Consider the following 23,700-nt stretch of genomic DNA (forward strand, 5'->3'; position numbering starts at 1 on the left):
AGACCAGGCTCGATGAGCACTACCGCCAGCACGCGGGCCGCTACCGCAAACGACCCCAGATCCCCACCCCGAACACCACCGTCACGATCAACCTGGCAAACGACGGCTCACGACTGACGATCCCACCAATCGCCGCAACCCTCATCGCCGCCTGAATGACTCACAACAGGTTGACAATCACCGCGGATCCGGATTCGGAGTAGCGGATTTCCGGCGCCGACGGGCAGGTTCAGCGCCGGCGCGCCGGCTTATCGCCCGTCGCGCCAGGCCACCAGCGACTCGACCAGGTCCAGCGGGTAGTCGGGGCCGTTGAGCCCGACCGTGAAGAGGGTGACGCCCTCGGCGTGCAGGTTTTCGGCGAGCCGCTTCGCCTCGTCGGGCGAGCTGGCCCCGCCGATCTCCGTCGACCGCTCGATCTCGCCCGGATCGCGCCCCACGTCCGCGCAGTGCCCGGCGAGCACCTCCGACTTGTGGCGGTAGGTCTCCACGTCCACGAACGAGTGCCAGATGTCGGCGTGGCGGGCCACGTGTCGCAGGGTCTTCTTCTCACCGCCGCCACCGAGCAGCACGGGGATGTCCCTCGTCGGGGCGGGGGTGAGCGTGGCGAAGCGCTGCTCAATCCGCTCGAGGGAGTGCCCGAGGTCGTCGAGCCGCGAGCCCTTGGTGCCGAACTCGTAGCCGTACTCGGCGTAGTCCCGCTCGAACCATCCGCTGCCCAGGCCCAGGATGAGGCGGCCGCCGGAGATGTGGTCGACGGTCCGGGCCATGTCGGCGAGCAGGTCGGGGTTGCGATAGGTGTTGCAGGTGACCAGGGCGCCGATCTCGACGCGTTCGGTCTGCTCCGCCCACGCGGCCAGCATCGTCCAACACTCGAAGTGGGCGCCGTCGGGATCACCGTAGAGCGGGAAGAAGTGGTCCCAGTTGAAGACCACGTCCACGCCCGCGTCTTCGGAGCGTCGGACGGCGTCCCGGATCAGTCCGTAGTCCGGCGAGTGCTGCGGCTGGAGCTGGACGGCGATGCGGACCGGGCGCGTGGGGTTCGGGGTCATGCGCCCCATTGTGGGGCGTGGCGCCGCCCCGCGCACCCGGCCCGTGCGTCTCAGCGCTCGCGCTCCAGGACGAACCAGAAGTGCTCTCCCTCGTGCACGGTGCCTCGCCCGTTCATCACCGCGAGGAGGGTGTCGGGTCCGACGACGGCGAAGTGGTCGATCACCGGCAGGCGGTCGTACACCATGGAGGCGGTCGGGCGGCCGCGGAAGGAGACCTCCCACAGGGACGCCCCGCCCCCGCCGGTCGCCGAGGTGTCCGGCACGACCTCACCGGAGTCGTCGGTGACGAGGATCGGGTCCACCTTGCGGGCCTCGGTGAAGTCCTTGCCCCACCAGCGCATCTGCCCGAGCATGCCGAACATGGGGTGCCCGGTGTCCAGGCCGGTGCCCTTCCAGCGGCTGCCCGCGATGTCGTCGACCCGCGCGGGCTCGAGGGAGTCCCACAGCGCGGAGACGCGGTCCGAGGGGACCGTGTCGAGCGCGAGGATGAGCTCGAACTCGCGCGCGGCGGCGCCCGCGGTCCCGGCGGTGCCGGCCGCCCCGGCTGTACCGGCGGTGCTCACAGGCCGAGCGTCTTGCCGATGATGTCCCGCTGGACCTCGTTGGTGCCGCCGTAGATGGTGGAGACCACCGCCTGGCGGACCAGACGTTCCATCCCGTACTCGGTGGCGTACCCGTATCCGCCCATGGACTGCATGCACTCGAGCGTGACCCGCTTGCTCAGCTCGGACGCCTTGAGCTTGGCCATGGAGGCCTCGTGGGGGAACAGGGCCGTGGGGTCGGACTCGTCGACCTTCCTGGCGACCGCGTAGACGAGCAGGCGCGTGGCCTCGATCTCGGTGGCGAGGTCGGCCATACGGTGGCGGAGCACCTGGAAGGAGCCGACGGGGCGGCCGAACTGCTCGCGCTCCTTGATGAAGGTCAGGCAGTCGTCGAACGCCCGCTGGGCCACGCCGAGCTGCATGGCGGCGAGGATGAGGCGCTCGGTATTGAGCCCGGTCATGAGCTGCGCCCAGCCGCCGCCGACCTCTCCGATCACGGAGTCGGCGGGCAGGCGGACGTCGGTGAAGTAGAGGTCGTTGACCTCCTTGCCGCCCATGGTCTCGATCCCGGTGATCTGCAGGCCCTCGATGTCCGCGGGCACGTCGAACATCGTGATGCCCTCGTGCTTCTTGCCCGACGAGTCGGTGCGGGCGAAGAGCAGGATGCGGTCGGCGAAGTGGGCGTTGGAACACCAGGTCTTCTGCCCGTTGATCACCCAGTCGTCGCCGTCGCGCTCGGCCTTGCAGCGCAGGGCGGCGACGTCGGACCCGGCGCCGGGCTCGGACATCGAGATGGACAGGGTGCCGCCGTTCACGACCAACTCGAGCGCGCGTCTGCGCTGCTCCTCGGTCCCGAACTTCTGGTACGCGGCGGCCGTGATGAGGGTGGGGCCGATGCCGCCGATCGGGGCGAGGCCGCGCAGGGAGTGCTCGAGCAGGAGGCACAGTTCGACGGCGCCGGCGTCGGAGCCGCCGTACTCCTCGGGGACGGTCAGCCCCAGCCATCCGAGCTCGGCCATCTTGGAGTAGATGTGCGGCGAGTGGGTGCCGCCCTCGGTGGTGAGCTCGCGTCGCTTCTCGACGCCGCCGACCTCGCGCGCGCAGAAGTCATCGATCGACTTGGCGAAGTCACGCTGCTCTTCGGTGAGGATGTCGAACACTTCTCGCCTCGTCTTTCTGTGTGGTTGCCCCGGTATCTGTCACGGGGTGCCGGTTGGGTGCACACTGGACTACTGTGGTTCGTATCACGGTACGCTACATCAAATATATGTGATCGGAAACGAGAGGACCTCAGATGACGACCACCGAGCCCAGCAAGACCGGCCCCACGTTCGCGAGCCTGGACCCCCGCGACGGCACCGTCCTCGCGGAGTACCCCGTCGCCGGTCCCGAGGAGGTCGCCCTCGCCGTGGAGCGTGCGCGTGCCGCGGCTCGCTGGTGGGCGAACCAGGGTCCGCGGGGTCGCCGTGAGTGGCTGCTGGAGTACAAGCGGGCGATCTCGTCCAGGGCCGAGGAGTTGGCGTCCCTGATCTCCGCCGAGACCGGGAAGCCGGACGAGGACGCGACCCTCGAGGTCATGCTCACCGTCAGCCATCTGGAGTGGGCGGCCAAGAACGCGGACAAGGTCCTGCGACGGCGCTCCGTCTCGGCCGGGCTGCTCATGAGCAACCAGGCCGCCTACGTGGAATATCAGCCCTACGGCGTGGTCGGCGCGATCGGCCCGTGGAACTACCCCGCGTTCACCCCGATGGGCACGCTGTCCTACGCCATGGCCGCGGGCAACGCGGTGGTGTTCAAGCCCAGCGAGCTCACGCCGGGTGTGGGCGTGTGGCTGGCGGAGGTGTGGGATTCCCTGGGCGCCTCCCAGCCGCTCATCCAGACGATCACCGGCGACGGCTCGACGGGCGCGGCGTTGTGCAGGGCGGGCGTGGACAAGCTCGCGTTCACCGGCTCCGCCGCGACGGGCCGGAAGGTCATGGCCGCCTGCGCGGAGACGCTCACGCCGGTCGTCATCGAGGGCGGTGGCAAGGACGCCCTGCTCGTCGACTCGGACGCGGATCTCGACGCGGCCGCCGACCAGGCGGTCTTCGGCGCCATGGGCAACGCGGGCCAGACCTGCGCGGGCGTGGAGCGGATCTACGTCCACTCGGACGTCCACGACGCGTTCGTCCAGAAGTTCACGGCCAAGGTCCGCGCGCTCACCCCGGGCAACTCGATCTCCTCCAGCTACGGGCCCATGACGCTGCCGGCGCAGGTCGACATCGTCCGCAGGCACGTCAAGGACGCGATCGCCAAGGGCGGCAGGGCCGTACTCGGCGGCGAGGACTCGGTCGGCGAGAAGATCATCGAGCCGGTCGTCCTCGTCGACGTCCCCGAGAACTCGTCCGCGATCACCGAGGAGACCTTCGGCCCCACCGTCGTGATCAACCCTGTCGCGGACCTGGAGGAGGCGATCGAGAAGGCGAACGCCAGCAGCTACGGCCTCGGCGGTTCGATCTTCACCGGCGACAAGAAGCGGGGGCTGGCCCTCGCGGAGAAGTTGGACGTGGGCATGGTGTCGGTCAACTCGTTCCTCGCGTTCGCCGGCATCCCGGCGTTGCCGTTCGGCGGTTCGGGTGACTCGGGCTTCGGCCGTATCCACGGCGCCGACGGGTTACGCGAGTTCGCCCGCCCCAAGGCCATCACCGCGCAGAAGTTCGCGGCCCCGCTGAACCTCATGACCATGACCCGCAAGCCGCGTGACATCAAGATCGTCAAGTGGATGCTCGCGAACGTCCAGGGAAGGATGTGAGGTGAGATGACCGCCACCTCCGAGAGAACCGAGGAGATGACGACGACGACGAGGGCCGCGGCCACCGAGCGGTCCGCCGTGCCCGGGGTGTTCGGACCGATCCCGGCCGACCTCGTCGCCGACGCCGCCGTCGACCACCCGCTCACGGCAGGGGTCCCGTTCAAGCCCGGGCGCTGGTACTGGCGTGATCTCATCGCGACTCTCGATCCGGTGGCGGACGCGGCGGAGATCCACCGCATCACCTCCGCGTACGAGTTCCCGTGGGACTATCAGCGGGCGCTCGAGCTGGCGCTGTACCGGACCTACTGCATCCCTTCGGTGTCGGCGGTCCTGGAGCAGGCGGGCAACTTCCGCGATCACCCGCAGAAGCGGTACGACGACACCGCGCTGCTCATGGTGGAGCTGGTCGAGCACGGGTACGACTCGCCCCGCGGCAAGGAGGCGCTGCGGGTGATCAACCGCCAACACGCGATGTACGAGATCACCAATGACGACATGCTCTATGTGTTGTCGACGTTCATCTACGAACCGCTCGAGTGGATCGATGCGAACGGCTGGCGGCGTCTGCATCCGAACGAACGGCTCGCGGCGTTCCACTTCTACCGCGCAGTCGGGGAGCGGATGAAGATCAAGGGGATCCCGCAGGACATCGGGGAGTTCCGGCGCTGGCGGGACGACTACGAGGCGCGCACCATGCGCTACGCCCGGACCAACGAGCTCATCGGGACGTACACGCTCGATCTCATGTGTTCCTGGTACCCGGAGCCGGCCCGGCCGGTGGTCCGCAAGGTCGTGCAGGCGCTGATCGACGACGACATGACCCGCGCCTTCGGCTTCCCGTGGCAACCTCCGGCGTTCCGCGAGGCCGCCTACGCGGCGCTGCGGATGCGGTCGAAGGTGGTGCGGTGGCTGCCGGTCCGCCGCCGCGAGCTCGGGTCCCGTGGGACCGAGAACCGGACGTACCCGGGATACCCGGAGGGTTACCGTCCCGCCGACCTGGGGGCCTGCCCCATCCAGCCGCGCGACCGGGTGGGCGCCTGCCCGGTCGTGCACGCTCCAGCCGCCGGCTCCACCGGAGCCGCCTGACCCGGCGGAACCGCCGCCGCGCCCCGTGATTTCCGCATGTCGGGACGCCGAACCCGATGCCCGGAGAGGGTGCGTGACCCACGAGGGCGTGAGGGGCACATGGGTGCGCTTTCCGGGTTAGGTGGAACACGGTGTGATCTTGACGACACCGGCTACAGTGGGCATCGCGTAGCGACACTTACACATATATGTGATCGGATCCATGGTCGTTCTGGAGGGACGACGTCATCGCGGTCGGTTGCAGAAGGGATCAGTCGCCCATGCCAAGTCCTGAGGCCACCTCCGGTGGCACCTACGAGGAGGTCCAGCCGTGATCCGCACCCGATTCACCGAGGAGTTCGGCGTCCGTCATCCCATCGTCCAGGGCGGCATGATGTGGGTCGGCCGCGCCGAACTCGCCGCCGCTGTGTCCGAGGCCGGCGCGCTGGGGATCATCACCGGACTCACCCAACCCACGCCCGAGGACCTGGTCAAGGAGATCGCGCGCTGCCGGGAGATGACCGACCAGCCGTTCGGCGTCAACCTCACGATCCTTCCCGCGATCTCTCCGCCCCCGTACGCCGAGTACCGGCAGGCGATCGTCGAGTCGGGCGTGAAGATCGTCGAGACGGCCGGGTCCAATCCCAAGGACCACCTACCGGTGTTCCACGAGGCCGGCATCAAGGTGATCCACAAGTGCACCTCGGTCCGCCACGCGATCAAGGCCGAGCAGCTCGGCGTGGACGCGGTGTCGATCGACGGCTTCGAATGCGCCGGCCACCCGGGGGAGGACGACGTCCCCGGCCTGGTGCTCATCCCCGCCGCGGCGGCGAAACTGTCGATCCCGATCCTGGCTTCCGGCGGCATCGCCGACGCCCGCGGCATGGTGGCCGCACTCGCGCTGGGCGCCGACGGCGCCAACATGGGCACCCGCTTCATGTGCACCGCCGAGTCACCGGTGGCCGAGCAGGTCAAACAACAGATCGTGGCCAACACCGAGCTCGACACGAAGCTGATCTTCCGGACGCTGCACAACACCGCGCGGGTGGCCGCCAACGCCGTCTCCGCCGAGGTCGTGTCGAAGGAGGCCGAGGGCGCCGAGTTCTCCGACATCCAGCACCTCGTCGCCGGAGCCCGCGGACGCAAGGTCTTCGAGGACGGCGACCTGGACGCGGGCATCTGGAGCGCCGGCCAGTGCCAGGGTCTGATCCACGACGTGCCCACCGCGGCCGAGCTCGTCGACCGGATGATGGCCGAGGCCGAGGAGATCATCACCGGCAGGCTGGCCGGGATGGTCGAGGCGGGGGAGACGGTCCGATGACCGCGACCGGACGCGACGCGGTGAGGATCTCCCGCGATGACCTGGGCGTGACCACGATCAGCATCAACCGGCCCGACCGGATGAACGCCCTCGACCACCCCACCGTCACCGCTCTGACCGAGCTCATCACCGAACACGGCACCGATCCGGGCACCCGGGTCATCGTGCTTTCAGGGGAGGGCGGGGCGTTCACCACCGGAGCTGACCTGCAGGCGATCAAGGACGCCGGCGCGGACGCGCCCAGCCCCGACGCGACCATGGCCGGGGCCGCCGCACTGGTCCGCGCGGTCCTCACGGTCCCGGTCCCGGTAATCGCCGCCGTCACCGGCCCGGCGGCCGGGGTGGGCGTCTCGCTCGCGCTGGCCTCCGACCTCGTCCTCATGTCGGAGGACGCCTACCTACTGTTCGCGTTCACCAACATCGGACTCATGCCCGACGGCGGCGCCAGCGTGCTGCTGCCCGCGGCCGTCGGACGGTCGATCGCCTCGCGCATGCTGCTGCGTGGCGACGCCGTCTCCGCCGCGGAGGCCCACGACGTCGGGCTGGCCATGGAGGTCCACCCGACCGCGGACCTCGAGCCCGCCGCCGCGAAGCTCGCCCGCCGACTGGCCCGGGGTCCGCGCCGCGCCCTGGAACTGACCAAGAGGGCCGTCACCGGGGCCACGCTCGCCGAGCTGGACGCGGCCCTGGCCAGGGAACACGAGGGCCAGTGCGAGCTGCTGATCTCCCCCGACTTCGCCGAGGGCGTGTCCTCGATCCTCGAGAAACGGCGCCCGAACTTCTCCTGAACCGTCCCTCCTGCCACCTGCCCCTCCCGTCACCCACCGCCCGACGAAAGGCCGAGATCATGACCACCGCCACGGATCCCATCGCCGAACTCCACGCGGCACGTCGCAACAACTGGAACACGTGGGTCGCCACCCACGCCGAGATGCAGCCCGACGCCGAGGCGCTGCGGTTCCTCGGCCAGACCACCACGTGGTCCCAGCTGCACGACCGCAGCAACCGCTTCGCCGACGCGTTGGCCCGCCGCGGTGTGGGCAGGGGCGACCGGGTCATGCTCATCACGCTCAACAACCCGGAGTTCGTCGAGGCGGTCCTGGGCATCAACGAGCTGGGTGCCATCGCGGTCCCGGTGAACTTCCGTCTCACCCCCGGCGAGCTCGCCTACCTGGTCAGCGATTGCACGCCGAAGGTCGTCATCACCGACGCGATGCTCGCCCCGCTCGTCGGCGCGATCCGCGCCCAGGGCGAGGAGCCGGGCCACCACATCGTCATCGGCGGTGAACCGGGGACGCCCGACCAGACCACGTACGCCGACGCGATCGCGGAGGAGGGCCAGCCGCACGAGCCCGTCGACGTCCCCGAGGACTCCACCGCGCTCATCATGTACACCTCGGGCACCACGGGTCGGCCCAAGGGCGCGATGCTCTCGTATGAGAACCTCACGGCGCAGTCCCTGACCTGCATCCGGGTCTTCCGACTGTTCGACGAGGACGGACGCGCGCTGTGCGCCGCCCCGATGTTCCACATCGCGGCGCTCGGTTCGATCGCGCCGAGCCTCCAGCTCGGCGGCGTCACGGTGGTCCACCCGCTGCAGGCCTTCGACCCCGCGGCGGTCCTCGACACCCTCGAGGCCGAGCAGATCACCAGCATCTTCCTCGTCCCCGTGCAGTGGCAGGCCGTCTGCGCCGAGCAGCAGGCCCACCCGCGCAGCCTGGTGCTGCGCACCATCTCCTGGGGCGCGGCCCCGTCCACCGACACGATCCTGCGCGCCATGGCCGAGACCTTCCCGGACGCCCTGAACTGCGCGGTGTTCGGCCAGACCGAGATGAGCCCCATCACCTGTGCCCTCGACGGCGATGACGCGATCCGCAAGATCGGCTCCGTCGGCAAGGTCATCCCCACCCTCCAGGCCCGCGTCGTCGACGGCTTCGGCGAGCCCGTCGGCCCGGGTGAGGTCGGCGAGATCGTCTACCGTGGTCCCACCACGATGTCCGGTTACTGGAACAAGCCCAAGGAGACGGCGGAGGCCTTCGAGGGCGGGTGGTTCCATTCCGGCGACCTGGTCCGCATGGACGACGAGGGCTTCGTCTACGTGGTGGACCGCAAGAAGGACATGATCATCTCCGGCGGCGAGAACATCTACTGCGCCGAGGTGGAGAACATCATCGCCGGGCACCCGAGGATCCGCGAGGTCGCGGTGATCGGCCGCAAGGACGACAGGTGGGGCGAGGTCCCCGTCGCAGTGGTCGCTCAGAACGTGGAGGACGGCGTTGCCGATCTCACCCTCGAGGAGCTCAGCGAGTGGCTGCGGGACAAGCTCGCCGGCTTCAAGCTCCCCAAGCATCTGGTCCACGTCGACGAACTCCCCCGCAACGCCAGCGGCAAGGTCGTCAAGGGCACACTGCGTTCCGAGCACGGCACCGTGGGCGTCTGAGCTGGTGTCCCGGCTCCCGTCCGACCACTCCGGGAGAGCAGGGAAGTGCTCACCAGCTCTATCGTCGGGCCGGATCCACAGGTGCGCGACCACCGGCTTCCTGCAGCGACCGTTCCGGGATGAACTCGGAATCCCGTGGGGTTCGCACGCGGCCCGACGAACTCCCCCGGACGGTTCGGACGGCCACCTACCGCATCCTGTTCACCGATCTGAGGTGGAGAGTGCGGACGGACCGATCACTGAAGTGGGACTCAGTGCTCGGGGTCGAGTTCCGGGGCGCGCTCGTCGTCCCACACGCCCGCTCGCTCGAGATGGGCGATGAGCAGACTCGCGCCACCGGTGAACTCGGCGTCCACCACTTCGTGGGCCGTCTCGACGTCGCCGTCACGCAGCGCCTCGAGCATGCGGCGGTTGTCCGTCAGTGCGCCCGCACGCCACTCGGGGTCGTCCGCGTACAGCCGGTAGGGCATGTAGCGGGCGGCGTTGGACAGGAACCGGGACAGCTTGTCCGAGCGGGAAGCCCGGTTGAGGCACCGGTGGATCGCGTACTGGGCGTGCACCACGCCGTCGGTGTCATCTGACGCGGATGCCTTCTCGAATTCGTCGATCAGACGACCGTGGAGCTCGAGAGTTTCCGCGTCGTAGCGGGTGATGGCCCGGTCGACGATGCGCTTGGAGAGTTCCGCTTGGAGCCAGAAGATGTCCTCGATGTCCTGGCGGCTCATCGGCGAGACCAGGTAGCCGCGCCGCGGCACCAGATCGACGAGGCCCTCGCCGCGCAGGGTGAGTAGTGCCTCCCGGACCGGGGTCACGCTCACCCCGAGTGCGGAGGCGGTCTCGTCGAGCCGGATGAAGGACCCCGGGCGGACATCGCCGCTCATGATCCGAGTCCGCACGTGGTCGGCGACCTCCTCGGAGAGCTGCGGGCGCTGGCCGAGTCGTGTGGGGGCCACGTCCGCCACCTCATTCCACGAGAGAAGGGCACCCACCCGGAGCGCCGAGACCGATGATCTAAATCAAATATATCCGTAGTGGCTCACACTACCTCGCCGGGGGCGGGGCATCCACCCACCGCCGAGAAGGGTTCACGTGAAACATCTCTCGCTCGCCTTCGTTTCGGTTATGACAACCCTCGACCGGCCCGTCTCCTCGGGGCGCTGCAGCGCGGGTCGGAATCGGCGACAGTTCGGCGGTGGCCCCGCGGCGACCGTCGGCGACCCGCGAGTGGCGCCCCCGACCCGCGACATGGAGCCCGACCGGCGGGGCACGGTGCCCGACCGGCGGGGCGCCTGGGCCCGCCCGCACCGGGACCGGCCGAGGGGAAGGATGCGTTTACGCGCAGCGACGTCGGCCGTGCCACTCGAGCGTGCGATGCGCGGACATGCGCACGAACCCTCCTGCGGAGAGGGCCGAATAGCGCGGAGGGGCTGCCGGGCGGCCACAGCCGGGCGAGACTGGGCCCATGACGTCAACCGAGAACCGTCCCGCCGTCCGTACCGAGCGCCGGGACCACGTCCTACTCGTCACCCTCGACCGCCCGGAGGCCCGCAACGCCGTCAACGGCGAGGTCAGCACGCTGCTGGGCAACGCGCTGCACGAGGCGGACACCGATCCCGAGATCCGGGTCGTGGTGATCACCGGCGCGGGAGAGCGGTCGTTCTGTGCGGGCGCCGACCTCAAGGCCATCTCCCGGGGTGAGGACATCTTCCCGGCCGAGAACCGGCAGTGGGGATTCGCGGGGATGATGCAGCAGTACGTCTCGGTCCCCGTGATCGCCGCGGTCAACGGCACCGCACTGGGTGGGGGCTGCGAGATCGCCCTGGCCTGCGACCTCGTGGTGGCCGCCGACCACGCGGTGTTCGGACTGCCGGAGGTGCGGCGTGGGCTCATCGCCGCCGCCGGTGGCGCGTTCCGGCTGCCGGCCCAGCTGCCCCACCGGGTGGCCATGGAGATGATGCTCACCGGCGAGCCGATCACCGCCGGGCGGGCGCTCGACCTGCACCTGATCAACCACGTCGTCCCGGCCGACCGGCTGCTCGACACCGCGCTCGAGCTCGCCGGAACCATCGCCGCCAACGCGCCGCTGGCGGTCCAGGGGACCAAGCGGGTCGCGCTCGGTATCACCGACGGCGGGCGTCCGGCGGAGGTCGACAAGTGGAAGGTCAATGACACGGAGATGATCACCGTCATGACCTCCGAGGACGCGGCGGAGGGCCCGAGGGCGTTCGCGGAGAAGCGTGCCCCGGTGTGGAAGGCGCGCTGAACCCGGATCCGATGAGACCCATCCCCCGACCCGACCGGATGTGAACTCCGCCCCCCGGCCCTACATTTCCTTTATGGAAGCAGTGTTGAGGTCGATGGTCGTCGAAGAGGACCTGCACGTCCTCGACACCGCGAGCAGGGAGTTGACGCCCCGGGCGGCGGAGCTGCTGGCCCTGCGGGGTGGAGGTGGCGCGGGAGAGGAACTGCGCAACTGCGTCATCCGCGCCGCGACCGCCTCTGCCGGGTCCGCGACGGAGCCCGCAGGACCCCCACCCCGCGCCGGGCCGGGAGTCGCAGACCCGCGCCTCGGCCGGCTTCCGGGTGGTGGTCGAGACCGCCGACGCCGACGAGGCCCAGTACGCGTCCCGACGGGTCGCCGCCCTCGCGCCGGTGCTGCTGGCACTGTCGGCGAGTTCCCCCTACTGGGCCGACGGCACCGACTCCGGGTACGCCTCCACCCGCTACTTCGAGAGCCAGTGGTCACCCGCACACCTGCCCGCCTATGCCGCCGACACCGCCGACGAGGCGCTCGCCTGCGAGGACGAGATCGTCGCCACCGGCGTGGTCGCGGGACGGGAGGGGATCGCGGTCGACGTCCGCCCCTCCCGGGACGGCGACGGGATCGAACTCGTGGCCTGCGACTCCTGCAGCACCATCGACACCCTCGTCGTCGTCGCCGCCCTGTTCCGCGCGGCGGTCGACCGCGTCCTCGCCGAACGGGACGCCGGTCAGGACTCCGGATCCGGTGGGTGGGACGGACCCTCCGACGCCGTGCTGGCCGCGGCGTTCTGGCGCGCCGCACGCTCCGGACTCGAGGGGGACCTCGTGGACGTGGCGACCGGGCGCCCCCGCCCCGCCACCGAGGTGCTCACCGGACTGGTCGACGACCACGTCGACCACCTCCGGTCCGGAAGCGAACTCGACCTGGTGCTGAACCTGCTCGACGGGGTCCGCGGTTCCGCGACCTCGGCCACCCGCCAACGCGCGGCGCACCGCCGACGGGGACGCCGCAGCGACGTGATCGCCGTCCTGCTGGCCGAGACCGTCGAGCGGATCCGCCCCCGGGACACCGCCGACGACCGCGGGATGCGACACATGCTCGCCTCCTACTCGCCGCTCGGGGAGGCGGTCACCGAGGAGGTGCACGACGAGGCCATCTCCGAGGACGGCAACCCGCGGCCCGAGTACGTGGACGTGCTCAAGGCCGTGTCCGACATGGGCCCCGAGGTCCTGTGCGAGCGCAAGGAGCAGGTGGACGACAGACTGCGCTCCATGGGCATCACGCTCAAGGTGTACGGCAAGGACGAGCCGCAGGTCTTCCCGCTGGACTCCGTCCCGCGGATCGTCCCGGCTGACCAATGGGCGCGGATCTCCGCAGGCATCGAGCAGCGGGCGCGCGCGATGGAGATGTTCCTGCGCGACATCTACGGGGCGGGCGAGATCAGCCGGGCCGGCGTGGTCCCCGCCGAGGCGCTCCAGCGCGCACCGGGGTTCCGTCCCACCGGACGCGCGGTGCCCGAGGGCGTCCTCCACGCCCCGGTGTGTGGCGTGGACCTGGTCTCCACGGCGCCGGGCGAGTGGATCGTGCTCGAGGACAACCTGCGGATGCCCGGGGGGATGGCGATGGCGGTCGCACTGCGCGACCGGATCGCCGAGGGTTTCCCCGAGTTCGGTGCGCGGTCGGAGGTCCACGACCCCCGCGAGGCGCTGGCGATGCTGACCGACACCCTGCGGGCGGCCGCACCGGAGGGCGTCGACGATCCCGCGATCGCCGTGGTGATCGCCGAGGACGAGCTCGAGGCGTTCGACCTCAACAGCGTCACCGAGGCGGTCCGCGGGACACTGGTGACCCCCTCGGACCTGGTGTGCGAGGACTCCGCCCTGTGGCGGGTCGAGGGCGGGGAGCGGCAGAAGATCGACGTGCTCTACGTCCGTATGGACGAGGAGATGCTCCTGTCCTCTACGGGTGCAGATGGTGCGGCGCTGCGCAGTGGACTGCTGAGCGCGATGGCGGAGCACGGCGTCGCCGTGGTCAACGCGCCCGGCAACGGCGCCGCTGACGACAAGGCGATCTACGCGATGGTCCCGAAGATCATCGATTTCTACCTGGGCGAGAAGCCCCTCATCGGCCAGGTCGACACGTACCTGTGCGCCGACCCGGACCAGCGTCGACAGGTCCTCGATCGGCTCGGCGAGCTGGTCGTCAAGCCGATCGACGGCTACGGCGGGTCCGACATCACCGTGGGTCCGGAGTGCTCACCCCGCGAGCTCGACGAGCGTCGGGACGAGCTGCGCCGCCACGGCGACCGGTTCGTCGCGCAGGAGGTGCAGCCACTGTCCACCCTGCCGACGTTCGACGGCCGCGAACTGCAGCGACGCCACGTCGACATGCGGGCGTTCGTCATGTTGCGGCACGGTGAGGGGGGAGAGATCGCCGCCACGGCCCCGCCTGTCGCACTGACGCGCGTGGCCCCGGCGGGCACCATGGTCGTCAACGCCTCGAGCGGAGGCGGCGGAAAGGACACCTGGATTCACCGTGCCTGACACCACCGAGGTCGACGTCGAGGTCACCGAGGAGGCCGAGTCCCGCGACGTCGCGGGACCACCCGACGACGCCGCCGGGGGGCCCACCCAGATCCGCCACACTACGTCCCCCAACCTGTCGCCGGACGGGTCGATGTTGGCGTGCGTGGTCACCGAGCGCACCGGCTACCCGCGCGCCGTGCAGCGGCCGCTGGGGCCGGGTGGGCTGGACGGGGCCGGGCCGGAGCGCGACGTCGTGCTGCCCGTCGACGGCCCCGTGCGCCGCGTGGCCTACTCGCCCAACGGCAGGTGGCTCGCCTGCGAGGTCGCCCCGGACGGCGGCGAGCGCGAACGGATCTGGCTGGTCACCACCGACCCCGACGATCACGACGTCTACCCCGTCGACACCGCGGGCGACGCCACCGTCCAGATCGTCGGCTGGGACGGCGACCTGCTCGCGGTGACGGCGTTCGACTCCGAGGGCCTGGCCGAGGGCCGCCTCGTGGACCCCGAGACCGGGGAGCACACCGTCGTCGATCGACGGATGGGCGGTGCACTGGTCCACGCGTGGGACGGAGCCGCGCTGTTCCGGGTGGGTGCCCGCGGTAACCGCGAGTTGCTGCGCATCGTCCCCGACGGCCGGTGGTGGCCATTGCTGCCCGTCGACACCGGCTCCACCACGGACGCCGGGGTCATCCTCGACGCGGGGGACGACGACCGTCCCATGCGGATGGTCGTCCGCAGCGACCATTCGGCGGACCGGATGGGCCTGCTCGCGGTCGAGGCGGACGAGGACTCCACCGAGTCCTGGCCGGTGGCGTTCCGCACCGACGCCGATCTCGACCGCGTCGAGGTGAGCCTGGACCGCTCGACCGCGGTGCTGCTGTGGAACGTGCGCGGTGGTCTGTCGGAGATCGAGGTACTCGACCTACGGCCGGAGCGCCCCCGCGTGATCGTTCGGCCACCGCTGCCCGAGGTCGTGGCGACCTCACCCACGCTCACCGCAGACGGCCGGTTGCTCGCGCTCACCATCGAGAGCCTCGACCAGCCGCCGCGCGTGGTGATGTACGACGTGGACAACCGCAGGTGGACCGGGCGGCCGCCCGAGCAACCCGACCCCGCGCCGACGTTGGTCGAGTTCACCGCCCGTGACGGACTCCAGCTCAGCGGCTGGCTGTACCGTCCCGACATCGCTGACGAACCGGGCCCGACCGTGGTCCACCTCCACGGCGGTCCCGAGGGGCAGTCGCGCCCCGGGTACAACGACATCGCCCGCCGCTACCTCGACATCGGCGTGAACTACTTCCTGCCCAACGTGCGCGGGTCGACCGGCTCGGGTCGTTTCTTCAGTCACGCCGACGACCGCTACGGTCGCTTCTCCGGCATCGACGACGTCGAGGACGCGTTGCTGCACCTGATCGACGAGGGCATCGCCGATCCAGGCCGGGCGGTGGTCTCGGGCCGGTCCTACGGCGGCTACCTGGTCAACGCCACGCTGGTCCGCCACCCCGGCAGGTGGCGAGGCGGAATCGCCGCGTGCGGGATGAGCGACCTGCAGACCTTCTACCGCACCACCGAGCCGTGGATCGCCGCGGCTGCCTACCCCAAGTACGGCAACCCGCTCCAGGAACGTGAGCTACTGCGGGAGGCCTCGCCCCTACGGCGGTACCACCACGTGGACGTCCCGATGCTCTTCGTCCACGGCGCGCACGACACCAATGTGCCGCTCAGCGAGACCGATCAGGCCGTGGAGTTCCTGCGCCGGCGCGGCGTACCGGTGGACGTCCTGCTGTTCGAGGACGAAGGTCATGAATTCGTGAAATTGGCCAACCGGCAGCGTCTCGGCGACCGGGTGGTCCAGTTCTGCCAGGAGGTGTTCGATGTTCGGACGCAAGAAGAATGAGACCCCCGACCCGACCGGGTTCGAGGGCCGGCTCGTCGGATGGCGGCGGCACATCCACGCCCACCCCGAGCTGTCCTACGAGGAGCGGGAGACGACCGAGTACATCGAGGGCGAGCTCCGCTCGATGGGGCTCAAGCCCGAGCGGTTCGAGGTGGGCACCGGGCTGTGGTGCGACGTCGCGGCCGCCGACGGGGCCACGTCGACAGACGTGGTGGCGCTGCGCGCGGACATCGACGCGCTGGCCATGAGCGAGGAGTCCGGCGAGTCCTTCTCCTCCGAGGTCGAGGGCGTCAGCCACTCCTGCGGGCACGACGGCCACACGGCGATGCTGCTGGGCGCCGCCGAGATGCTGGTCGCCGACCCGCCGCCCCGCCCGGTGCGCCTAATTTTCCAGCCGGCCGAGGAGACGATGCCCGGCGGTGCCAAGGACTGCGTCGAGGAGGGCGTGGTCAAGGGCGTCGACCGCATCCTCGCGCTGCACTGCGACCCGCACCGCCCGGTCGGCGAGGTGGGCGTGACCGGCGGGGCCATCACCTCGTCCAACGCCAAGATCGGCATCACCATCCACTCGGACGGCGGGCACACCGCGCGTCCGCACGAGACCCAGGACACCGTCTTCACCCTCGCCCAGATCGTCACGGGCGTCACGGGCGTGATCGACCGGCGGATCGACCCGCGGTCCGGCACCGTGCTCACGTGGGCCTCGATCAAGGCCGGCGGGTCCGCGCCCAACGTCATCCCCGACTCGGGCGAGATCTGGGGCACGCTGCGCAGCGCGGACCGGGACGTGTGGGCGACCGTCGAGCCGCTGGTCCGCGAGACGGTCGAGCGGATCGGTGCCCTGTACGGGGCGCGCACTGAGGTCGAGTACATCCAGGGTGTGCCGCCCGTGGTGAACGACGACGAGTGCGCCGACCTCGCGGCGAAGGCCGTCGAATCGGTGCTCGGAACCGACGGGGTGGGCACCGCCGACCAGTCCAGCGGCGGCGAGGACTTCGCCTGGTACACCGAGGAGATCCCCGGCGTCTACCTGCGGTTGGGGGTGTGGGACGGCGAGTCCGAGGAGACGGATCTCCACCATCCGGGCTTCGTGCTGGACGAGCGGGCGCTGGCCCACGGTGCCCGCATCTTCGACGCGTTCGCCCGCCTCGACCGCCCCGCCTGAGCTGGCGGGGCGGATCCCGGCCGCGCGCGCTCACCCTCCCGCCCTCGTGCGCTCACCCTCCCGCCGAGCAGAGGATTTCGCCGGTATCGCCCGAGAGCGGGTGTGCGAAATCCTCTGCTCGGCGAGGTGCGGGGAAACCGGCCTCGTCAGCGCACGGTGATCGCCGCGTCACCGGCGGGGACGAGTTCGCCGATCACGGTGCCCCCCGGGATCTCCCCGGCGACGAGCAGCCCGCCGGAGGTCTGGGCGTCGGCGAGCAGGAGCAGTTCGTCCTCGTCCACGTCGGCCGCGAGGTGTGGACGCACCCAGTCGAGGTTGCGGCGCGTCCCGCCGCTGACGTATCCGTCGGCGAGCGCCTGACGGGCGCCCTCGAGGTAGGGCACCGCGGCGGGGTCGATCACGGCCGAGACGCCGCTGGCCCGGGCCATCTTGTACAGGTGGCCGAGCAGGCCGAATCCGGTGACGTCCGTGGTGCACTCGACCCCGGCGGCCAGGGCGTCGCGGGAGGCGACGTCGTTGAGGGTGGTCATCGTCTCGATCGCCTCGCGGCTCACCTCCCCGGTGTTCTTGTGCCGACAGTTGAGCATCCCGATCCCCAGCGGCTTGGTGAGCGACAGCGGCACCCCGGCCCGGCCCGCGTCGTTGCGCAGCAGCCGGTCCGGGTCCGCCAGCCCGGTGACGGCCATGCCGTACTTGGGCTCGGGGTCGTCCACGCTGTGCCCGCCGGCCACGTGACAGCCGGCGGCGCCGGCCACCTCCTGGGCACCGCGGAGCACCTGTCCGGCCATCTCGTACGGCAGGACGTCCATCGGCCAGCACAGCAGGTTGATCGCCATGATCGGCGTCCCGCCCATCGCGTAGACGTCGGAGAGAGCGTTGGCCGCGGCGATGCGCCCCCAGTCGTACGGGTCGTCGACGACGGGGGTGAAGAAGTCGGCGGTGCTGATGACGGCCCGACCCCCGGTGATCCGCACCGCCGCCGCGTCGTCACCGTCGTCGAGGCCCACGATGAGCTCCGCGGCCGGCTCCCGGACCGGGGCCCCGATGAGGTCGGCCACCACGTTCTCCAACGCGCCGGGCGGGATCTTGCAGGCACACCCGCCACCGTGTGCGTAGGAGGTGAGCCGGGCGGTGGGCGAGATGGGTTCGGTGGCCATGGTCCGACCCTAACGACGCGGCGCCGATCGGTGGGCGCGGCCGGGAAACACCGCCTAGTCTCGTGGGGGCAGGGAGGCGTCCGGGCACCTGGTGGTCCCCGCGGTCTTCAAAACCGACGTGGCCGAGCATCTCGGTCAGGCGGGTTCGATTCCCGTCCGCCTCCGCCACAACCTCACCGTCACCGGCACCGATCCGAAAAGGGGAACGGACGATCACCGAGCAGCCGCGGAAGGGGTCGGGGGCGCCGTCGCCCGATCCGCGTCGTCTCATCCCGTCCACCGACGTCCTGCTCCGCGATCCCCGGCTCGCTGCGGCGGTCGACGGGCTGGGCCGCGAGCTGGTCAAGGGTGAGATCCGCGGCGCGCAGGACCGCGCCCGGGCGGGAGCGCTCCCGCCCGCCGAGATCGTCGACGCGGTGCTCGACGCGCTGCCCGGCGCGCCCGTGACGCTGACGCCCGTCCTCAACGCCAGTGGCGTCCTGCTGCACACCAACCTCGGCCGGGCGCCGCTGTCGGACGCCGCCGTCCGCGCGCTCGCCGAGGCCGCGGGCACCAATGACGTGGAGCTGGACCTGGCGACGGGCCGCCGGGGCAGGCGGGGCCGCGGCGCCCTCGACGCCCTGCGGGCCGCCGTGCCCACGGCGGGCGACGTCCACGTGGTGAACAACGGCGCGGCCGCCCTGGCCCTCGCCGCGACCGCGCTGGGCGGGCCGGGGCGGACGATCGTCATCGCGCGCGGGGAGATGGTGGAGATCGGCGACGGGTTCCGCCTGCCGGAGCTGCTGGAATCCACGGGGACCCGGTTGCGGGAGGTCGGCACGACCAACCGGGTCAACGCCGAGGACTACTCCCGCGCGATCGACGACACCACTGCCTTCGTCCTCAAGGTCCACCCCTCCAACTTCGTGGTGAGCGGCTTCACCTCGTCCGTCCCGCCCGCCGAACTGCGGGATCTCGGGGTGCCGCTGGTGGTGGACATCGGCTCGGGGCTGCTCGCCCCCCACCCCACGCTGCCGGACGAGCCGGACATGACCACGACGCTCGCGGCGGGCGCCGACCTCGTGACGTCCAGCGGCGACAAGCTCCTCGGTGGCCCGCAGGCCGGGATCATGGCCGGCGACGCCGCGCTCGTGCAGCGCCTGCGTCGCCATCCGCTCGCCCGCGCGTTGCGCGTCGACAAGCTCACGCTGGCCGCTCTCGAGGCGACGCTGCGCGGTCCGCGTCCGCCCGTTGTCGCCGGTCTCGAGGCCGACCCCGCCGAACTGTGGGAGCGGGCCGAGCGGATCGCCGCACGACTGCGCGCGGCGGGGCTGGATGCGGAGGCCGTCCGGTCCGTCGCCGCCGTCGGCGGTGGGGGCGCGCCCGGTGTCGACCTTTCGAGCGCCGCGGTGTCCCTGCCGGAGCGCTGTGCCGAGACGTTGCGCGCGGGACGCCCCGCCGTCCTGGGGCGCGTGACCGACGGCCGGTGCCTCCTGGATCTGCGTGCAGTGCCGCCGGGGGACGACGACGAGCTGGCGCGGCTCGTGCTCCGGGCGGAGGCGCCCGCCTGATGTTCGTCGTCGCCACCGCCGGCCACGTCGATCACGGGAAGTCGACGCTCGTCCGCGCGCTCACCGGCGAGGAGCCCGACCGGTGGGACGAGGAACGCCGCCGCGGCCTGACCATCGGTCTGGGGTACGCCTCGACCACCCTCGACGACGGCCGCACGGTCGCGTTCGTCGACGTGCCCGGCCACCGGCGGTTCGTCCCCACCATGCTGGCCGGGGTCGGGCCGGTGCCCGCGGTGATGTTCGTCGTGGCCGCCGACGACGGGTGGATGCCGCAGTCCGCCGAACACCTCGACGCGCTCACCGCGCTGCGCGTCGAGCACGGCGTCCTCGTCATCACGCGCAGCGACCTGTTGGACCCGGACCTCGCGCTGGCGGAGGCCCGTGACGCGATGGCCGGCACACCCCTGGCGGACATACCGGCGGTGTGCGTCTCGGCCGTCACCGGCGCCGGGATGGACGCGCTGCGCGGGGATCTCGCCCGGCTGGGCACGCTGCTGCCGGAGGCCGATCGCGGCGCCGACGTGCGGCTGTGGGTGGACCGGTCGTTCAGCATCGGCGGAGCCGGCACCGTCGTCACCGGCACGCTTCCCGCGGGCACCATACGGGCGGGTGACACGCTGGAACTGGGCCCGGGCGGTCCCCAGGTCACCGTCCGTGGTCTGCAGTCGCTCGGGCACCGGCGCGACGAGGTGGCGGCGGTGGCGCGGGTCGCCGTGAATCTGCGCGGGGTCGCCGCGGACGAGATCCCGCGGGGTAGCACTCTGGTCACCCCGCGACGGTGGCGCTCGGTCGGGACCCTCGACGTGCGCGTCGACGGGCGGACGGGCGCGCTGCCGGAGCAGGTGATGGTGCACATCGGATCCGCCTCGACAGCCGCTCGCGTGCGGCCCCTCGACGAGGGTCATGCCCGCCTCGCGCTCGCGGACCCGCTGCCGCTGCGGGTGGGGGACCGGCTCATCCTGCGCGAGCCGGGAGCCGACCGTATCCCGGCGGGCGCCGTCGTGCTGGATCCCGCCCCGCCGGCGCTGCGTCGCCGCGGTGCGGCCCGCCACCGCGCCGAGGAGTTGGCGGCGACACCGGAGCGCCCCGACCTGCCCTCGGAGCTGCGTCGGCGCGGCGTGGCCCACGTCGATGACCTGCGCGCATGGGGGATCGCCATCCCGGTCCGCGACCAGTCCCACCGCGGGTGGCTGATCGACCCCGGGCGCGTCGCCGTCCTCGCCGAGACCCTCGTCGAGGCCGTGCGCGAGCACGACCGCGCCGATCCGCTCGATCCGGGCCTGCCCACCGAGGCCGCCCGCCGCGCGCTCGGGCTGCCCGACGCATCCCTGCTCATGGCCGTCCTCGATCACCCGGCCGCGGCCTCGCTGCGGGCGGAGGGAGGCCGGGTGGTCGAAGGCGACGGGCCGGGCCTGCCCCCGGCGGTCCGCGCGGCAGCGGGCACCCTGGGCGAGCGGTTCCGGGTCGGGCCGTTCGACGCCCCGACCGCCGGGGAGTTGGCCGGGCTGGGCCTCGGACCGCGTGAGCTCGCCGCCTGCGAGCGGGCCGGGCTCCTCACCGGCGTCGGACCCGGCGTGTGGCTGGGTCCGGGCGCGATCGGGGAGGCGGTACGGCGGCTCCGTGAACTACCGCAGCCGTTCACCCCGAGCGGCGCGCGCACCCACCTCGACACCTCGAGGCGTGTGGTGATGCCGCTGCTCGAGGTGCTCGCCGAACGCGGGCTCACCCGCCGCGAGGGCGACGACGGCCACGCCATTGTCTGACCCGACCTGTCGGTTGCCGCGCCGGGCCGCCCCGGACCCCGCCGGCCGGACGAGCCCGCGGGTAGGTCCGGTTACCGCTCGCCCGCGTAGGCCTCCCCGCCACCGCGGGCGTCGCGCCGCTCGCGCTGGGGGATGACCACGTACTTCGGGTCGCGCGTGGAGGCCATCCCGGCGTGGAACACCGCCCACCGGGTGCACGCCGACCCCGCCGCCAGCGAGAAGCCCGCGACCGCGGACAGCGCGCGGTTGCGTCGCCCGAGCACGGCGCCCACCGCGCCGGCGGTGGTGAGGATCTGGGCGGCGCGGTGGTACGCCCCGGCCCGGCCCTCGTGGAGCGGTTCGGCGGTGATGCCCATCGACTGCTGCATGATCCGGTCGGCGGCGAGCTCGAGCGTCGCGCCGCCCACGGCCAGCCGTCGGGCGGGGCCCGTCTCGTGGAGCGGGTTGAGCAGCAGGCCCACCCCGCCGGACGCGGCCGCGGCGCTGCCGACGAAGACGAACGGCAGCTCCCGGCGGGCGGCGCTCCAGCTGGGGGCGGCGGTGTCGGTGAGCAGTACCGCCGTGTACGAGGCGACCGCCGGCGCCACGAGGGCGGCGACGATCCCGGCCGGTCGCGACGCGCGGGTGATGAGGTCGGTGGGCAGGCGACGCGCGAGGCGGGTGGGCAGCAGCGGCACGATCTCCTGCCCCAGGGCCAGCCCCACGAACGGGCCGTACGCCGACAGGAGCCAGGTGCCCACGCTCATTGGCGAGGTCAGCTTGAGCACCCGCAGCATGTGGTGGAACCGCTCCGGGCGCCCCAGGTCGCGGACCAGGTAGTACAGGCTGCCGGTGATTCCGCCGAGAGCGACGATCCGCGCCGAGCGGCGCTGGCTCGGCAGGCCCGCCAGGTCGGCCCCGGCCGCGAGCAGTGACGATCCACCGGCCAGACCGCCGAGGAAGAGATAAGCCGCGATGTCGTACTCCCACGGCGGGGCCTTGACGATCGGTGTGCCGTAGTACGAGCGGAATTCCGCGGGGGGCACCACGAGCTGCTCGCGTCCCCCCTTGCCCTTTCGGCGGGTCCGGGTCTGCTGCCCCAGTCCTCCGGGGATGCTCGCCTTGTCGTCGTCGGCTCGGTTGTGGTCGGCCCGGTTGTGGTCGGCTGGGTTGTGGTCGGTCCCGTCGCCGTCGCTCATCAGGCCCCGCCTCCCACGGTGAAGGCGGCCACCGCGCCGCCGAGCAGCGTCACCGCGGCCAGAGCGGCCTGCTGCCACATCTTCCCCACGAACCGGGTCGTCAACACCGGATCCGGCGGCAGTCCGTACACCTCCGGGTCGTCCAGCAGGAGGAAGAACGCGCCCGTGCCGCCGACTCCGTTGTTCGAGTCGTGCCCGTAGAGCTGGGCGTTCGGCTCGCCCGCCTCGACCAGCTGGTCCAGGCGCCCGGCCGCGCGCTCGCGGAGTTCGTCGAGGTCGCCGAACTGGATCGACTCCGTGGGGCACGCCTTGGCGCAGGCGGGGGTCTGGCCCTCGGTGAGCCGGTCGTAGCAGAGCGTGCACTTCTGGGCGATGCCCACGGCGGGGTCGCCCGCAGGGCCCGAGCGGCGCTCGATCACGCCGTACGGGCATGCGCTCACGCAGTACCCGCAGCCGTTGCAGATGTCGCTCTGCACCACCACGGTGCCGAATTCGGTGTGCATGAGCGCGCCCGTCGGGCAGACGTCCACGCAGGCGGCGTGCGTGCAGTGCTTGCACACGTCGGACTCCATGAGCCACCGGAAGTCGGTGGGCTCCCCGGCGTCGGGGGAGTCGCCCGGCAGGGTCGGGGCCGGCATGCCCAGATCGACGGGCGCGGACGGCCCGGCGGCGGGGGCGCCGGGTGCTGACGGCGCGCCGGCGTGCGCACCGGACCGGGCCGGCACCTCCTGCTCGATGAACGCGACGTGCCGCCACGTCGACGCACCCAGCGCCTGTGTGTTGTCGTAGGACATACCGGTGAGCTCGAGGCCGTCGGAGGGGATGAGGTTCCACTCCTTGCACGCCACCTCGCAGGCCTTGCAGCCGATGCACACGCTGGTGTCGGTGAAGAAGCCCTTGCGGGGCGGCGGGTCCGAGTAGCCGTTGTCCTCGGCGGGGTCGATGTCCCCGAAGAAGGACCGCCCGAGATCGGACAGGAAGGCGGACATGA

At 71.5% G+C, this 23,700-nt stretch carries 18 protein-coding genes and 1 tRNA gene; 12 read left to right on the top strand and 7 right to left on the bottom strand.

Annotation, left to right across the window (positions count from 1 at the left end; genetic code table 11):
* Positions 1 to 248 precede the first annotated feature (248 nt).
* Genes J1M64_RS09070 through J1M64_RS09080 form a run of 3 tightly spaced genes read right to left on the bottom strand, consistent with a single transcriptional unit; the run spans position 249 to position 2,751 of the window.
* On the bottom strand, positions 249 to 1,049 hold the full coding sequence (locus tag J1M64_RS09070; protein WP_067720072.1) for an LLM class F420-dependent oxidoreductase: 801 nt from the start codon (positions 1,047 to 1,049) through the stop codon (positions 249 to 251).
* Between the two features lie 50 nt (positions 1,050 to 1,099).
* Positions 1,100 to 1,612 (bottom strand): DUF4334 domain-containing protein, encoded by a 513-nt coding sequence (locus tag J1M64_RS09075; protein WP_307872405.1) that lies wholly within the window; start codon positions 1,610 to 1,612, stop codon positions 1,100 to 1,102.
* Positions 1,609 to 2,751, bottom strand: a complete 1,143-nt coding sequence (locus J1M64_RS09080) for an acyl-CoA dehydrogenase family protein (RefSeq protein WP_206473939.1) — start codon at positions 2,749 to 2,751, stop codon at positions 1,609 to 1,611. Before J1M64_RS09080 ends, J1M64_RS09075 begins: the two co-directional genes overlap by 4 nt.
* A gap of 134 nt (positions 2,752 to 2,885) precedes the next feature.
* On the opposite strand from J1M64_RS09080, the gene J1M64_RS09085 reads away from it, so the two are divergent.
* The 5 genes from J1M64_RS09085 to fadD5 all read left to right on the top strand — a co-directional run bounded on the left by J1M64_RS09085 (position 2,886) and on the right by fadD5 (position 9,208).
* Entirely contained in the window at positions 2,886 to 4,382 is a 1,497-nt protein-coding gene (locus J1M64_RS09085) for an aldehyde dehydrogenase family protein (RefSeq protein WP_206473940.1), read from the top strand.
* Positions 4,383 to 4,388: 6 nt separating this feature from the next.
* Complete coding sequence (locus J1M64_RS09090; protein ID WP_206473941.1) at positions 4,389 to 5,468, top strand: oxygenase MpaB family protein; 1,080 nt, start codon at positions 4,389 to 4,391, stop codon at positions 5,466 to 5,468.
* 313 nt (positions 5,469 to 5,781) lie between these two features.
* Complete coding sequence (locus tag J1M64_RS09095) at positions 5,782 to 6,768, top strand: nitronate monooxygenase family protein (RefSeq protein WP_206473989.1); 987 nt, start codon at positions 5,782 to 5,784, stop codon at positions 6,766 to 6,768.
* On the top strand, positions 6,765 to 7,556 hold the full coding sequence (locus J1M64_RS09100; protein WP_206473942.1) for an enoyl-CoA hydratase: 792 nt from the start codon (positions 6,765 to 6,767) through the stop codon (positions 7,554 to 7,556). The genes J1M64_RS09095 and J1M64_RS09100 overlap by 4 nt, the downstream gene beginning before the upstream one ends.
* Positions 7,557 to 7,615: 59 nt before the next feature.
* Entirely contained in the window at positions 7,616 to 9,208 is a 1,593-nt protein-coding gene (fadD5, locus tag J1M64_RS09105) for a fatty-acid--CoA ligase FadD5 (protein WP_206473943.1), read from the top strand.
* Between the two features lie 251 nt (positions 9,209 to 9,459).
* Here fadD5 and J1M64_RS09110 read toward each other — a convergent pair whose 3' ends face one another.
* Positions 9,460 to 10,170: a GntR family transcriptional regulator gene (locus J1M64_RS09110; RefSeq protein WP_185952087.1), complete on the bottom strand. Its 711-nt coding sequence runs from the start codon at positions 10,168 to 10,170 to the stop codon at positions 9,460 to 9,462.
* Positions 10,171 to 10,670: 500 nt separating this feature from the next.
* Between J1M64_RS09110 and J1M64_RS09115 the strand changes: the two genes are divergently transcribed.
* From J1M64_RS09115 to J1M64_RS09130, 4 genes are all read left to right on the top strand, one after another.
* Positions 10,671 to 11,471: a crotonase/enoyl-CoA hydratase family protein gene (locus tag J1M64_RS09115; RefSeq protein WP_206473944.1), complete on the top strand. Its 801-nt coding sequence runs from the start codon at positions 10,671 to 10,673 to the stop codon at positions 11,469 to 11,471.
* 323 nt (positions 11,472 to 11,794) lie between these two features.
* Positions 11,795 to 14,014, top strand: coding sequence for a carboxylate--amine ligase/circularly permuted type 2 ATP-grasp protein (locus J1M64_RS09120; protein ID WP_307872406.1), 2,220 nt, complete (start codon positions 11,795 to 11,797; stop codon positions 14,012 to 14,014).
* The gene (locus tag J1M64_RS09125) at positions 14,007 to 15,896 is read left to right on the top strand and encodes a S9 family peptidase (protein ID WP_206473946.1); all 1,890 of its coding nucleotides are present in this window, start codon (positions 14,007 to 14,009) and stop codon (positions 15,894 to 15,896) included. Before J1M64_RS09120 ends, J1M64_RS09125 begins: the two co-directional genes overlap by 8 nt.
* Positions 15,874 to 17,061, top strand: coding sequence for a M20 family metallopeptidase (locus J1M64_RS09130; RefSeq protein WP_206473947.1), 1,188 nt, complete (start codon positions 15,874 to 15,876; stop codon positions 17,059 to 17,061). Before J1M64_RS09125 ends, J1M64_RS09130 begins: the two co-directional genes overlap by 23 nt.
* A 146-nt stretch (positions 17,062 to 17,207) precedes the next feature.
* Here the strand turns inward: J1M64_RS09130 and selD are convergent, their stop codons facing one another.
* The gene (gene selD, locus J1M64_RS09135) at positions 17,208 to 18,218 is read right to left on the bottom strand and encodes a selenide, water dikinase SelD (RefSeq protein WP_206473948.1); all 1,011 of its coding nucleotides are present in this window, start codon (positions 18,216 to 18,218) and stop codon (positions 17,208 to 17,210) included.
* Positions 18,219 to 18,290: 72 nt separating this feature from the next.
* Between selD and J1M64_RS09140 the strand changes: the two genes are divergently transcribed.
* The 3 genes from J1M64_RS09140 (at position 18,291) to selB (ending at position 21,531) form a co-directional block, all read left to right on the top strand.
* Positions 18,291 to 18,386 (top strand) — tRNA-Sec (locus J1M64_RS09140).
* Between the two features lie 119 nt (positions 18,387 to 18,505).
* Positions 18,506 to 19,768 carry an L-seryl-tRNA(Sec) selenium transferase gene (gene selA / locus J1M64_RS09145; protein ID WP_241261365.1) on the top strand — a complete coding sequence of 421 codons (1,263 nt, stop codon included), beginning with the start codon at positions 18,506 to 18,508 and terminating at the stop codon, positions 19,766 to 19,768.
* A complete protein-coding gene (gene selB / locus J1M64_RS09150; protein WP_206473949.1) occupies positions 19,768 to 21,531 on the top strand; it encodes a selenocysteine-specific translation elongation factor in 1,764 nt (587 codons plus the stop codon). Before selA ends, selB begins: the two co-directional genes overlap by 1 nt.
* Positions 21,532 to 21,602: 71 nt before the next feature.
* Here the strand turns inward: selB and nrfD are convergent, their stop codons facing one another.
* Both nrfD and J1M64_RS09160 read right to left on the bottom strand, forming a co-directional pair.
* On the bottom strand, positions 21,603 to 22,709 hold the full coding sequence (gene nrfD, locus J1M64_RS09155; protein ID WP_206473950.1) for an NrfD/PsrC family molybdoenzyme membrane anchor subunit: 1,107 nt from the start codon (positions 22,707 to 22,709) through the stop codon (positions 21,603 to 21,605).
* Positions 22,709 to 23,698 (bottom strand): 4Fe-4S dicluster domain-containing protein, encoded by a 990-nt coding sequence (locus tag J1M64_RS09160; protein ID WP_206473951.1) that lies wholly within the window; start codon positions 23,696 to 23,698, stop codon positions 22,709 to 22,711. The genes nrfD and J1M64_RS09160 overlap by 1 nt, the downstream gene beginning before the upstream one ends.
* Between the last annotated feature and the right edge of the window lie 2 nt (positions 23,699 to 23,700).

The organism is Dietzia sp. KRD202 (assembly GCF_017168155.1).
Lineage (GTDB): Bacteria > Actinomycetota > Actinomycetes > Mycobacteriales > Mycobacteriaceae > Dietzia > Dietzia kunjamensis.